The organism is Litoreibacter janthinus (assembly GCF_900111945.1).
Taxonomy (GTDB): domain Bacteria; phylum Pseudomonadota; class Alphaproteobacteria; order Rhodobacterales; family Rhodobacteraceae; genus Litoreibacter; species Litoreibacter janthinus.
On sequence record NZ_FOYO01000001.1, the window covers coordinates 3104418 to 3116898 of the forward strand.

The following is a 12481-nucleotide window of genomic DNA, read 5'->3' on the forward strand; positions in this document are numbered from 1 at the left end:
AAACCATGCTGCTGGAATCCTTTGATTGGGGGCTTGAGGCCCGCACTTTGCAACTGCTGTTCGGGCTGGGGCTTGGCCTCCTGTTCGGCATCGCGGCCCAGATTTCGCGTTTCTGCCTGCGACGTGCGGTGGCCGTCGACAGTGAGGATCGCGGGGCAGCGGGCGCGGTTTGGGTCACGGCCTTTGCCACAGCCATCGTAGCCTTTCAAGTCGCCAGCACCATGGGCTTCATCGCCATCGAAGAGCACCGCTTCCTATCCAGCGACCTTGCCGTTCTTGCTGTTATCCTTGGTGGTGCCGCATTCGGAGCGGGCATGGTGCTGACGCGTGGCTGCGTGTCGCGCCTGACCGTGCTGAGCGCCACGGGCAATCTGCGGGCAGCCACTGTGCTGCTTGTGTTTGCGATCACGGCCCACGCGATGCTCAAAGGCGTCCTGTCGCCGCTTCGGGTTGGCCTCAGCTCCTTCACTATTGATCTGCCTTTCGCGTCTTTTACCGAGCTCTCCGGCGGTGCGGCACTGAGCAGTGCGGTTGCGGTATTGGCTGCAGCGTGGCTTGTCGTCCGTTTCCGCCCGTCCTGGCGCAATGTTTTGCTGGGCGCGGTCATCGGGCTGGTGCCTGTCCTTGGCTGGGCCATCACGAGCGTTCTGCTGTTCGACGAATTCGACCCTCTGGCGATCCAGTCTGCGGCCTTCACTTTGCCTTGGGCCGACACATTGTTCTGGATCATTGCCTCTACGGCCGTGCCTGCGGGCTTTGGCACAGGCTTCCTTGGTGGCATCTTGGCCGGCAGCTTCGCGAGCGCCGCGATCCGTGGCGAGTTGCAAACCGCGTCCTTCGAGAGCGCGGCACAGACAGGGCGTTACACTTTGGGCGCTGTGTTGATGGGGTTCGGCGGCGTTTTGGCGGGCGGCTGCACCGTTGGCGCGGGCCTCAGTGGCTCTGCGGCCCTGAGTGTCGCAGCGCTTCTGGCTCTGGCAAGCATGGTCGCAGGCGCGTGGGCAACAAGCCGCGCGCTGGCCGCCACACCCGTGGCCGTTCCCGCTTAATCCTTGGTGTGGGTCAATTCCGGCACGTCCCCTGCCCCTGCTGAGCCTCGGCCAGACAGGGACGGGTTTTCCATAAAGAAGCGGTGGCAGTTGAAGGGGTTTTCCTGCCCTTCAACATCCGCCCGCACGTAAGAGCCGTCAGGCGACAGGATCCAGCTTTGCGCCGTATCAGCAAGGTTGGCGGCCATAATCTGGCTCATCACCTGCGCTTGCACCGTCTTGTTGGTGATCTCGACCAAAGTCTCAACGCGGCGGTTCAGATTGCGCCCCATCCAGTCCGCCGAGGATATGTAGACCTTGGCTTTCTTCGACGGCAGCCCGTGGCCATTGCCAAAACAAACGATGCGAGAATGCTCCAGAAAGCGGCCCACAATCGACTTCACGCGGATATTTTCGCTTAAGCCTTTGATACCGGGCCGCACGGCGCAGATACCGCGCACGACGAGGCTGATCTTCACCCCTGCCTGTGACGCCCGATAAAGCGCGTCAATGACGTCAGCCTCAACCACAGCATTCATCTTGGCCCAAATTTCGGCCGGTTTGCCCTCGGCGGCATATTCCGCCTCTTTGTCGATCATCTTGATGAGCTTTTGCTTCATGCCTGTCGGAGATAGATACAGGTTCTCAAGATGCTCTGGCTGGGCGTAGCCGCCGATATAATTGAACACTTTGGTCGCGTCGCGGCCCAGGGACGCGTCGCAGGTGAACAGGCTCAGGTCAGTGTAAATGCGGGCTGTAATCGGGTGATAGTTGCCGGTCCCGTAGTGGGTGTAGGTCACAAGCGTGTCGCCTTCGCGGCGCACCACAGTGCTAATTTTGGCATGGGTCTTATAGTTGATGAACCCGTAAACCACATGCGCGCCGGAGCGTTCCAACTTACGCGACTGGCGAATATTCGCGGCCTCGTCAAAGCGGGCTTTCAGCTCCACAAGCGCAGTGACAGACTTGCCGTTCTCTGCCGCTTCGCACAGCGCGTCCACGATGGGGCTTTCGTTTGAGGTCCGATACAGCGTCTGCTTGATCGCCACCACATTCGGATCCCGCGCGGCTTGCGCCAGAAAGCGGATGACCATGTCGAAGCTTTCGTAAGGATGATGCAGCAGCATATCTTTCTGGGTAATGGCTGCGAACATGTCGCCGTCATTGTCCTGCACCCGTTCTGGCACACGCGGGCTGAAGGGTGTCCAAAGCAGGTCCGGCGGTGCGGCGGACACCAGTTCCCCAAGATCGGACAAGCCGATCATGCCTGAGATTTCCACCACGTCATTTTCTGTAACTTCCAGCGACTTCATCACCAGATTGCGCAGCTTTGTCGGCGCGTTGGCGCTCATCTTGAGGCGCACCACCTCGCCGCGACGGCGGCGTTTCAGGGCAACCTCGAATTCGCGCACAAGATCTTCGGCCTCTTCTTCAACCTCAAGATCGCTGTCGCGCAGCAGCCGGAAGGCGCAATGGCCGGTCGGCACGTATCCCGGAAACATCTCGCTGATTTTCAACATCAGCAACTGCTCCATCGGCAAGAAGCGCATCTCGCCCGGCTCGCAGGGCATAGAAATGAACCGATCAATCTGCGCAGGGATCGGCAAAAGCGCTTGCAACGTGCGGCCGTCGGCGGGCCGCTCCATCTGCAACGCTAGGGAAAAGCCTTCATTCGGAATGAACGGGAACGGGTGCGCCGGGTCGATTGCAAGAGGCGAAAGCACAGGGAAGACGTTCGACATAAAATAGCGATCAAGAAACTTGCGGTCCGGATCAGTCAGATCGTCTGCTTCAAGCAGCCAAATGCCGCTGGCCTCCATCTCGTCCTTCAGGGCTTCCCAAACTACGTCCTGCTTTGTGATCAGCGCGCGGGCGTTTTCGTCGATCAGCACCAATTGCTCTTCGGGCGTGCGCCCGTCCGAGGACGGCGTGCGATTGCCCGCATTTGCCAATTCGCGAAGTCCTGCCACACGCACGGTGTAGAACTCGTCAAGGTTGGTGGAAGAAATTGCAAGAAAGCGTACGCGTTCCATCAACGGCACCCGAGGGTTCTGAGCCTCGTCCAGCACACGCCAATTGAACGCGAGCCAGCTCAGCTCGCGGTTGAAAAACCGGCTTGGCCCCTGCGTATCCAGATCGGCGATCTCGACAGGTTCGGGGTAATCGGCGGTCAGAAAGTCGGCACCACTCATAGGAAGCGTCTTGATTTGAGAATGTAACGTCACGATGACGAATGTGAGGATAATGCGCGGCGCTGTCCAGTGAGCACGCGGCTAAAGGTCGACAATCTCGGCCAAAACATCACGGGCCAGACCTTTGCCGATGGGGCGTTTCTCGGACAAGGCACGAGCGTCTATGGCTTCCACAAAGCTGCGCACCGCGTCAAAACTGCGCGGCAGCCGTGGCAGGATGTAGCTGAGCAGATCAGGCTTCAGAGCGATTTGACGGTCAGAGAACATTTTCATCACCAAGGCCATCAGAAGCGCGTCGTCCAGCGCTTCGAGTGTGGCAAGGGATGTCCCTTCCATACGGCTTTTGAGATCTGCGACGGCGAAATCCAAGCGCGCAGGCGCAATGGCTGATGTGATCAAGAGCGGATGCCCCCCCTCCTGCATAAGATTGTGCAGATGGAAGGCTTGGGTCTCCTTGGCACGATCGCCCACGATCAGATGCAGGTCTTCGACCACCAAAGGGCCTTGGGCCAGCGCCATCGGGTCATCAAGCGCATCAGCCCCAACGACGCGCGCGCCGGCCTCATGTGCCCAGACCATTGCAAGGTGGGTTTTCCCCGATCCGGGCGGCCCGATCAGGACCATCTTGTTCAACGGCCAATCAGCCCAGCTTTCGACAGCGGCAACCGCCAGCGCGTTTGCGCCGGACACAAAATAATCGTCGCGGCCCAGCGCTTCTTTCGCGGGCAATGAAAAGGCCAGTTGCTCGGGCATGGGGCTATTCAGTGCCTTCCGGCGTCTCGTCGTTGTCCAGCCCCTTATAGAGCCGGCTTGTGCGATACTGCTCCGCACCGAAGCGTGCCACCACGCCCAAGGCGGCAGCGACAGGAACGGCGACCAGCATCCCGACAAAACCAAAGAGCGTGCCGAATACGGATAGTGAGAACATCAGCCAGACCGGATGCAGCCCCACGCTTTCGCCCACGAGTTTCGGTGTGAGCACATTACCTTCAAGAAATTGACCCGCCACGAAAACAGCAGCCACAGCGCCGATCATTGCAGGCTCCCCCCAGAACTGGAACAGCGCCAAGCCAACGGCCAATACACCGCCGATCACGGCGCCGATGTAGGGGATAAACGAGATCAGGCCCGCGATGAACCCGACAACGAGACCAAATTGCAGCCCCACGAGCATGAGGCCAACGGCGTAAAAGACGCCCAAAATTGTGCAGACAGTCAATTGCCCGCGCACGAAGCTAGCGAGTGTTTTGTCGATATCCGCCGCGATCTTGCGAACCTGTGGGGCATGGTCCCGCGGCAAAAGCGTGTCGATCTTGGCAATCAGGTTGTCCCAGTCGAGCAGCATGTAAAACGCCACGACGGGCACCACGACGATGAACACCACCGCGTTGATAACGCCCAAGGCCGAGGAGAACACGCTTTTGGCGAACGCCCCACCGCGTTCCTGAATGGTCGCACCAATGGACGCAAGCGACTGGCGCAGTGTGGAATTCGCATCGCCCAGATCAGGAAACCGCTCGGACAGGAAGTCGCGCAGCCGCGCAAACAAATCCGGCGCGCTTTCGAACAATCCTGCGGCCTGACTGACAATCATCGGCACGATGAGCACGGCCAGAAGGATGAATACGAAGAGCGCAATAAGGCTGATGATTGTGGTGGCAACCACGCGACTGGCGCCCATACGTTCCAACCGGTCCGCCATAGGGTCAAGCCCGTAAGCGATCGCACCGCCCACGATGAACGGCAGCATCACATCGCCAAGATACCAAAGCGCAACTAAGAACACCGCCGTCGCGATGCCCCAATATTTTGCCTGTTCTCGGACTGGTAGCGCCATGAGCATCCCTCTTTCTCGACCAGATGTGACCTATGGCGGGTCCGGTTTCAAGGCTTGCGCGGTTCTGAAGCGAAAAACCTGCCCCAGAGCCTTGCAATTCTTTGACGAATTCCCGCCCCGGCTTGAAGCGCAAGTCATTCACATTGGTAAGGACAAGGGGACGCTCATAAGCCTCGCCCACGCGCTTGACAGGGTCTTCAAGCACGACGCATCCGGGCCATCTTGTTGACGTTGCCTGCTGTCGCCGCACACTTGGTCGCGCATTCCTGACTTAGCCCAGCCTATGACAGCTTTCTGAATGCCAATCTGTCGCGGACTTTGAACGATGAGGGGCTGTCAAAGGCGCTGATCCATTGGGGCAAGGACGGGATCATGGCGATCTACTTCTTCCCAAGGGGCAGCAATTGAAGCGCGAGATGCTGGCAGGCAAGCTCAAGACCCAGCGCGCCTGCGTCGTTGATGGTCTTGATGCCAACACTGCCCCTTCTGGCCAAATAGCCGCTTTAAGTCCGCCTTCAAGGCATCACGACAGCAAAGCGCCCGTCCTCAATCGCTATGATGAGCGCGAACACCAAGAACGTGATTGTTGGGTAAAAGCCAGCAGCAAAGCCGAAGCCGCGCAGTGGGGGCGACAGGTGATAGCCCAACCAAAACAGCAGACGCGTCGCCCCGAAGGACGCGCCAAGCAGCAAGATTGGCCCTGCCCCAAGAACTGTCCCGATAAAGGGCCAAAGCAGAAGGCAAAGCATCAATTGCTCAACAGAATTCCGCAGGACGCGCTGATCAATCTCGGCGGCGGAACCTACGGGATAGGCATCGCCGTCGATGATCCTATCGTCAAAGAAGCGTCGTTGCGCAAGACGGCCAATCATCAAAAGCAACATGACACCGCCCGGCAAAAGCGCGAAGGGCAGAGCTTCGGTTAATGGCATGTTAACCTGCCATGACGCCATGCGCGCCAACGGGATCGCCGCCAGCGCCCAGATCGCACCCGCGCCCATCCCAAGAAGGATGAGCGCACGCTTTCCCATCACTTACGTGCCTTGCGGATCAGGGCAAGGATGTCTTTTGCCGCTTCCGGAATATTGGTCCCGGGGCCAAAGATCGCTTTCACGCCTGCGTTGTAGAGGAAGTCGTAATCCTGCTGCGGGATCACCCCGCCGCAGATCACAAGGATGTCGCCTGCCCCGGCGGCTTTCAACGCCTCCACCAGTTTCGGCGCCAAGGTTTTGTGGCCTGCCGCTTGCGAGCTGATGCCGATCACATGCACATCGTTATCGACGGCGTCTTGGGCTGCCTCTTCCGGTGTTTGAAACAGCGGGCCGACATCCACATCAAAGCCGATATCTGCGAAGGCGGTGGCAATCACCTTTGCGCCGCGGTCATGACCATCTTGGCCCATCTTTACCACCAGCATACGCGGGCGACGGCCCTCTTCTTCTGCGAAGTTCTCCACGTCTTTCTGGATCGCGGCGAAATCTGCATCACCCTCGTAAGCTGCGCCATAGACGCCCGCCAAGGTCTTCACCTCTGCGCGGTGGCGACCGAATGCTTTTTCCATTGCCATGCTAATCTCTCCAACTGTTGCGCGGGCCCGCGCGGCATCCACTGCCAGGGCCAGCAAATTGCCATCCCCAGACTTGGCCGCGCCTTCAAGAGCTGCCAAAGCCGCATCGCACGCGGCTTGGTCGCGGGTGGCTTTGATCTTGTCGAGCCGCTCGATCTGGCTCAATCGGACGGCGACATTGTCCACATCGAGAATGTCGATCGGGTCTTCCTTGTCCAAACGGAACTTGTTGACGCCGACGATCACTTCCTCTCCACGGTCAACCTGTGCCTGGCGCAAAGCGGCTGCTTCCTCGATGCGTAATTTAGGCATGCCAGTGGCCACAGCTTTGGTCATGCCGCCCATCTCTTCGATCTCTTCGATGATCTTCCACGCCTCGTCCGCCAGATCAGCGGTAAGCTTCTCGACATAGTAAGACCCTGCCAACGGGTCGACGACCTTGGTGACCTTGGTTTCGTTCTGTAAAATCAGCTGGGTGTTGCGTGCGATGCGCGACGAGAACGCTGTGGGCAACGCAATGGCCTCGTCAAACGAGTTGGTATGCAGCGATTGTGTGCCGCCCAGCACCGCAGACATGGCCTCATAAGCCGTGCGCACGATGTTGTTGTAGGGGTCCTGCTCCTGCAACGACACGCCGGAGGTCTGGCAATGCGTCCGCAGCATCAAAGAGCCTTCTTTCTTGGGGTTAAACTCACTCATGATCTTGTGCCACAGGAACCGGGCCGCGCGCAGTTTCGCGGCTTCCATGAAGAAATTCATGCCGATGGCAAAGAAGAAGCTTAACCGGCCTGCGAACGCATCGACGTCCATCCCGTTTGCAATCGCCGCACGCACATATTCGCGCCCATCCGCTAGCGTGAATGCCAGCTCTTGGACCAAGTTCGCGCCGGCTTCTTGCATGTGGTAGCCGGAAATCGAGATCGAGTTGAACTTCGGCATATCGGACGCGGTGTAGGCGATGATGTCGGACACGATCCTCATCGAGGGCTCCGGCGGGTAGATGTAGGTGTTGCGCACCATGAATTCTTTGAGGATGTCGTTCTGGATCGTGCCAGACAGGACCGCACGGTCATGGCCCTGCTCTTCCCCAGCCACAATGAAGGATGCCAGCACGGGGATCACCGCGCCGTTCATCGTCATCGAGACGGAGACCTTATCCAGCGGGATGCCATCAAACAGAATCTTCATGTCCTCAACGCTGTCGATGGCCACACCGGCCTTGCCAACGTCACCCACCACACGCTCGTGGTCGCTGTCATATCCACGGTGCGTTGCCAGATCGAACGCGACCGAGACGCCCTGCTGACCTGCATCAAGCGCCTTGCGGTAGAACGCGTTGGATTCCTCGGCGGTTGAGAAGCCTGCATACTGGCGGATGGTCCAAGGACGACCTGTATACATTGTCGAGCGTGGGCCACGGGTAAACGGGCCCTCGCCCGGCATGGAGCCCATATGCTCCAGATCTGTCGCATCCTCTTCGGTATAAACCGGCTGAATCGCGATGCCTTCCGGGCTGTCCCAAGTCAGATCTTCTAGCGGGCGGCCGCGCAGTTCTTTTTCAGCGCGCGTTTCCCACGCTTCTTTCTTGTCCGTCATGGTGGCTTCCTTCTGTCATGTCTGCCCCGCCGAATGTGCCTTCGGTCGGGTTGAGGTAGGTCACGCGGGCATCTGCACCGGCTTCGAGCCAGGCGATATCCGCGCGGTAATCTTCTTGAAGCTTCCACGCCTGATCGGCGTTAAAAGGCATGTATCGTGCGCCAAGCCCGGCGGAGGCGAGCCGCAAGGCCCCATCCAGATCGCCGCGTTCGGCTGCAATTTCCGCAAGCTCCGCCGCGGGGGCGGAGGCGTTTGCTTTGTGTGGCTTTCCCATAGGACCAAGCATCACAGGGCGCCCGATAAGGGCATGGATCAAAGGCACGGGGTTGGCGACCCAGCCTTCGAAGGGCCAAACCACAAGTTCAGCATCTGGAAAAACCGCACCGATATCCGCGATCACATCGCGCCAGCGTCGCGGTTGCGTCACCAGACGGTCCAAATCCGCAATCGTTGGCAAAACCGCCCCTGCTTTCACCCGAAAGGCCAGTTGCGATGCCCAGTGCAAATCATAGGCACGGATCGCAAGGCTGATGCGTAAGGCACGCCTATCGAAGGCCGGAGCGACGCGTGTCAGGCGATCCGCGACTTGGGCGTAAAGACGCACCGATTCCAGATTTTGCGCCATCGTGCCAATCAGATTTTCCTCGCTCAGGATTGCGGCTTGCGCTCCACCCTGCTCCAAACGTGAAAGCTCCATCCGAAGCCGCCCGCAGGAGCGTTTGCCCAAACTGATGTCAGACGCCGTCAAATGCTGCGGGTTCTTGACCAACCCTGCCAGCAGGCCACCACGCGTGCGTTCCGGTCCCCAGTATGTGATGCTGGCACGCCTCAAAGCGGGGCGTTGGCTGCAAAGCAACAGTTGCAAACCTGTCGAGCCGGTTCGGTGCGCCCCTAGATGCAGGCAAATTTCCACGATGTTCGCCCCCATGACACCCGCCGCCCAATGCGACTGGCTAGAGCGATCTTTGTGTGCCGAAAGGCTGACCAAGCGCTTAACAGGCCGTGTTGGCGCAATTGCCGCCAAGCTGACCATTCCATTCCCGCGAATGCCCCCTATATTAGAGGCAGAAGGAGCTTCAATGAAACACGCTATCTTATTTGTTTTTTCTACATTTTTTTCTTTGCAGGCCGTAGCTGAAGGGCTGCCGGAAGGGGCATTGGAAGACCCCACTGCGATCGGGCCATATGATGCAGTTGAAGCGAATTTGAGCGATTTTCTTTGGCTGAAACGGCCCGTCGTGGTCTTTGCAGACACCCCCGCCGATCCGCGCTTCAAGCGCCAAATCGAGCTGTTGGAGGCGCGCCCGCAGGCCCTGATCGACCGTGAGGTCGTGATTTTGGTAGATACGGATCCCAAAACCCCGTCCGATATTCGCACCAAACTGCGCCCGCGTGGGTTCATGATGGTGCTGATCGGTAAGGACGGAGAGGTCGAATTGCGCAAGCCGTCCCCGTGGGACATCCGAGAGATCACGCGCGCCATCGACAAGATGCCGCTGCGGCTACAGGAACTCAAAGAAATGCGGGCCGCACAAGACGCAGAATTGAACGATTGACGGCGTGCTTCATTGCGTCTTAACGCGAAGCTACCTATATTAAGTGCAGGAAGGGCATTCCGCCCGACCGCTAAGCCCAGAGGTGAGTGATATGTCAAAGACGCCAAAATCTCCTCCCCCTATGACTGGTCAGACGGGACCACGCCCCGGCTACTAGAAACGGACCCTCGGCCCGTGCTTTCGCGCAACGCGCGCAGGGCAGATCTTCCACGTGCAAGTGCTTCCTGCTTTAACGCGATGTAATCGGTGTACATGCCGATACGTTGCACCTGGTCCATTTCGCGAAACAGTTCTGACCGCAGGTCGTCGATGATCGCGTCCACCGCAAACACCTGATTGTAGTAGCCCACGACAGGCTGGATAACCGGCTCCGGCAACACGTGAATCTCCGCGATGAGCGCGCTGAACACCGTGTCATTGCGCTCGCTTGGCACCACAGGGATGTAGCTGTCATCCTCTTCCATCGCGGTGACGATCCGGCTCCAGGTTGCGGCCAGATCGAACTGTTTGAGCGTGACGACGTAATGGTCAATCTCGGCAATCAGAGCGGTCTGGACGTCCTGCATCTTTTCGAGCCGCCGTCGCCGCTCCCGCTTTCGGTTGCGGTAGCCGTTATAGACCCAGCCCACCGCCACGAAGAACCCGCCGACAATCGCCTGCTGGACGCGTGGGTCGATGATGTCGGCGAGCATGGCCATCGCGGGTTATTCGAACTCCATGATGACGTCGTCCACTGCGAGGTTGTCACCGGCATTGGCGTTGATTTTGGAGACCTTGCCCTTACGCTCGGCACGCAGGATGTTTTCCATTTTCATCGCCTCGACGGTACAAAGCGCTTGGCCTTCTTGAACCTCGTCTCCGACTGCGACATCGACTTTGACGATCAGGCCCGGCATCGGGCAGAGCAACAGCTTGGACGTATCGGGCGGCAGTTTCTCCAACATCAAAGACGCCAGTTCCGCCTGACGCGGCGTGCGCACATGGACCTTCAGGTCTGCACCACGGTGGCGCATACGGAAGCCGCCTGAAATCTTGTCAACCTTCAGCACCAACTTGTCGCCATTGACCTTCAACTTTGCAAGGCTGTCGCCCGGTGTCCATTTGGAGGTCACACGGTGCTTGGTGCCGTCCGCGTGGGTCACGGTGGCGCCTTTCTTGTCAGCTTTGATCTTCAGCTCGAAGCTCTCGCCTTGCAGCGTGACGACCCAGTCCTTGCCCACCTTGCGGCGGTGGTTGTCCATCGTGCCCGAAATGCGAGCGCGACGAATCTCGGCAACGCGGTGCATTGCGGCAGCCGAGGATGCGATACGTGCCAAAGTGTCTTTGGGCAGGGCAACGCCCTCGAACCCTTCAGGGTATTCTTCCTCGATAAAGGCGGTGGTGATGTCGCCTGACACAAATTTCGGGTGGTCCATCACAGCGGCACAGAAAGGCAGGTTGTGGCCAATGCCCTCCACCTCGAAGCTGTCCAAAGCAACACGCATATGCTCGATGGCGTCGCCGCGGGTTGGCCCCCAAGAGCAAAGCTTGGCGATCATCGGGTCATAATACATCGAAATCTCGCCGCCCTCGTAGACGCCCGTGTCGTTACGCACGGCACGCTTGTCCGTGTGCTTTTCTGCAGGAGGGCGGTAGCGGGTCAGGCGGCCAATCGAGGGCAAGAAGCCGCGATACGGGTCTTCTGCGTATAGACGGCTTTCCATCGCCCAGCCGTTCAACTTGACGTCCTTCTGGGTCAAGGCCAGCTTTTCGCCGTAAGCGACGCGGATCATTTGTTCGACAAGATCGACACCTGTGATCAACTCGGTCACAGGGTGTTCCACCTGCAGGCGGGTGTTCATCTCGAGGAAGTAGAAATTGCGCTCCCCATCAACGATAAACTCCACCGTACCAGCAGAGCTGTAGCCCACGGCTTGCGCCAAGGCGCAGGACTGCTCTCCCATGGCTTTGCGGGTGGCTTCGTCAAGGAAAGGCGACGGGGCCTCTTCAATTACCTTCTGGTTGCGGCGCTGAATGGAGCATTCACGCTCCCCCAGATAGATGCAGTTGCCGTGGCTGTCTGCCAGAACCTGAATTTCAATGTGGCGTGGCTGGGTCACGAACTTCTCGATGAAAATCCGGTCGTCGCCAAAGCTGTTGGCGGCCTCGTTCTTGGAAGACTGGAACCCCTCGCGGGCGTCTTCGTCGTTCCAAGCGATGCGCATCCCTTTGCCGCCACCCCCAGCGGAGGCTTTGATCATCACCGGATACCCGATCTGTTTGGAGATCTTCACGGCTTCGTCCGCGTCCTCGATCAGGCCCATATGGCCCGGCACCGTAGACACCTTTGCCTCTTGGGCGATTTTTTTGGAGGTGATCTTGTCCCCCATCTTCTCGATCGCGCCGACAGGTGGCCCGATAAAGGCGACGCCAGCTGCCTCCAGTGCTTCGGCAAATTTGGAGTTCTCAGACAAGAAACCGTAGCCGGGGTGCACCGCCTCGGCGCCGGTTTCCTTGATCGCGGCCATGACCTTGTCGATCACAATGTAGGACTGGTTCGCTGGCGCAGGGCCGATATGGACCGCCTCATCCGCCATCTGCACATGAAGTGCCTGCGCATCGGCGTCCGAATAAATGGCCACCGTTTTAATGCCCATTTTACGTGCGGTCTTGATAACGCGGCAGGCGATTTCGCCGCGGTTGGCGATCAGGATTTTCTTGAACAT

At 58.9% G+C, this 12481-nt stretch carries 10 protein-coding genes; 2 read left to right on the forward strand and 8 right to left on the reverse strand.

Annotated features, from left to right (window positions below):
• Positions 1-5 precede the first annotated feature (5 nt).
• Positions 6-1049: a YeeE/YedE family protein gene (locus tag BM352_RS15530; RefSeq protein ID WP_090218652.1), complete on the forward strand. Its 1044-nt coding sequence runs from the start codon at positions 6-8 to the stop codon at positions 1047-1049.
• On the opposite strand, the gene BM352_RS15535 is transcribed toward BM352_RS15530, so the two are convergent.
• The 6 genes from BM352_RS15535 to BM352_RS15565 all read right to left on the reverse strand — a co-directional run bounded on the left by BM352_RS15535 (position 1046) and on the right by BM352_RS15565 (position 9208).
• Positions 1046-3220 carry an RNA degradosome polyphosphate kinase gene (locus BM352_RS15535; protein WP_090218654.1) on the reverse strand — a complete coding sequence of 725 codons (2175 nt, stop codon included), beginning with the start codon at positions 3218-3220 and terminating at the stop codon, positions 1046-1048. The two genes, BM352_RS15530 and BM352_RS15535, sit on opposite strands and share 4 nt — an antisense overlap.
• An 81-nt stretch (positions 3221-3301) precedes the next feature.
• Positions 3302-3973, reverse strand: a complete 672-nt coding sequence (locus tag BM352_RS15540; protein ID WP_090218656.1) for a P-loop NTPase family protein — start codon at positions 3971-3973, stop codon at positions 3302-3304.
• Between the two features lie 4 nt (positions 3974-3977).
• Complete coding sequence (locus BM352_RS15545) at positions 3978-5057, reverse strand: AI-2E family transporter (protein WP_090218659.1); 1080 nt, start codon at positions 5055-5057, stop codon at positions 3978-3980.
• 515 nt (positions 5058-5572) lie between these two features.
• Complete coding sequence (locus tag BM352_RS15555; RefSeq protein ID WP_090218663.1) at positions 5573-6088, reverse strand: MAPEG family protein; 516 nt, start codon at positions 6086-6088, stop codon at positions 5573-5575.
• Positions 6088-8220, reverse strand: a complete 2133-nt coding sequence (gene scpA / locus BM352_RS15560; RefSeq protein ID WP_090218665.1) for a methylmalonyl-CoA mutase — start codon at positions 8218-8220, stop codon at positions 6088-6090. Before scpA ends, BM352_RS15555 begins: the two co-directional genes overlap by 1 nt.
• On the reverse strand, positions 8183-9208 hold the full coding sequence (locus BM352_RS15565) for a hypothetical protein (RefSeq protein ID WP_175500707.1): 1026 nt from the start codon (positions 9206-9208) through the stop codon (positions 8183-8185). The genes scpA and BM352_RS15565 overlap by 38 nt, the downstream gene beginning before the upstream one ends.
• A 91-nt stretch (positions 9209-9299) precedes the next feature.
• Between BM352_RS15565 and BM352_RS15570 the strand changes: the two genes are divergently transcribed.
• Positions 9300-9776 (forward strand): DUF4174 domain-containing protein, encoded by a 477-nt coding sequence (locus tag BM352_RS15570; protein WP_090218668.1) that lies wholly within the window; start codon positions 9300-9302, stop codon positions 9774-9776.
• Between the two features lie 119 nt (positions 9777-9895).
• Here the strand turns inward: BM352_RS15570 and BM352_RS15575 are convergent, their stop codons facing one another.
• Both BM352_RS15575 and BM352_RS15580 read right to left on the reverse strand, forming a co-directional pair.
• The gene (locus BM352_RS15575; protein ID WP_090218670.1) at positions 9896-10474 is read right to left on the reverse strand and encodes a hypothetical protein; all 579 of its coding nucleotides are present in this window, start codon (positions 10472-10474) and stop codon (positions 9896-9898) included.
• A gap of 6 nt (positions 10475-10480) precedes the next feature.
• Positions 10481-12481 carry an acetyl-CoA carboxylase biotin carboxylase subunit gene (locus tag BM352_RS15580; RefSeq protein ID WP_090218672.1) on the reverse strand — a complete coding sequence of 667 codons (2001 nt, stop codon included), beginning with the start codon at positions 12479-12481 and terminating at the stop codon, positions 10481-10483.

What these genes read in the sequence shown, in the direction of transcription:
- BM352_RS15530 (WP_090218652.1), top strand. Translation starts at nt 6, where the DNA reads ATGCTGCTGGAATCCTTTGATTGGGGGCTTGAGGCCCGCACTTTGCAA.
- BM352_RS15545 (WP_090218659.1), bottom strand. Translation starts at nt 5,057, where the DNA reads ATGGCGCTACCAGTCCGAGAACAGGCAAAATATTGGGGCATCGCGACG.
- scpA (WP_090218665.1), bottom strand. Translation starts at nt 8,220, where the DNA reads ATGACGGACAAGAAAGAAGCGTGGGAAACGCGCGCTGAAAAAGAACTG.
- BM352_RS15535 (WP_090218654.1), bottom strand. Translation starts at nt 3,220, where the DNA reads ATGAGTGGTGCCGACTTTCTGACCGCCGATTACCCCGAACCTGTCGAG.
- BM352_RS15540 (WP_090218656.1), bottom strand. Translation starts at nt 3,973, where the DNA reads ATGCCCGAGCAACTGGCCTTTTCATTGCCCGCGAAAGAAGCGCTGGGC.
- BM352_RS15570 (WP_090218668.1), top strand. Translation starts at nt 9,300, where the DNA reads ATGAAACACGCTATCTTATTTGTTTTTTCTACATTTTTTTCTTTGCAG.
- BM352_RS15580 (WP_090218672.1), bottom strand. Translation starts at nt 12,481, where the DNA reads ATGTTCAAGAAAATCCTGATCGCCAACCGCGGCGAAATCGCCTGCCGC.
- BM352_RS15555 (WP_090218663.1), bottom strand. Translation starts at nt 6,088, where the DNA reads ATGGGAAAGCGTGCGCTCATCCTTCTTGGGATGGGCGCGGGTGCGATC.
- BM352_RS15575 (WP_090218670.1), bottom strand. Translation starts at nt 10,474, where the DNA reads ATGGCCATGCTCGCCGACATCATCGACCCACGCGTCCAGCAGGCGATT.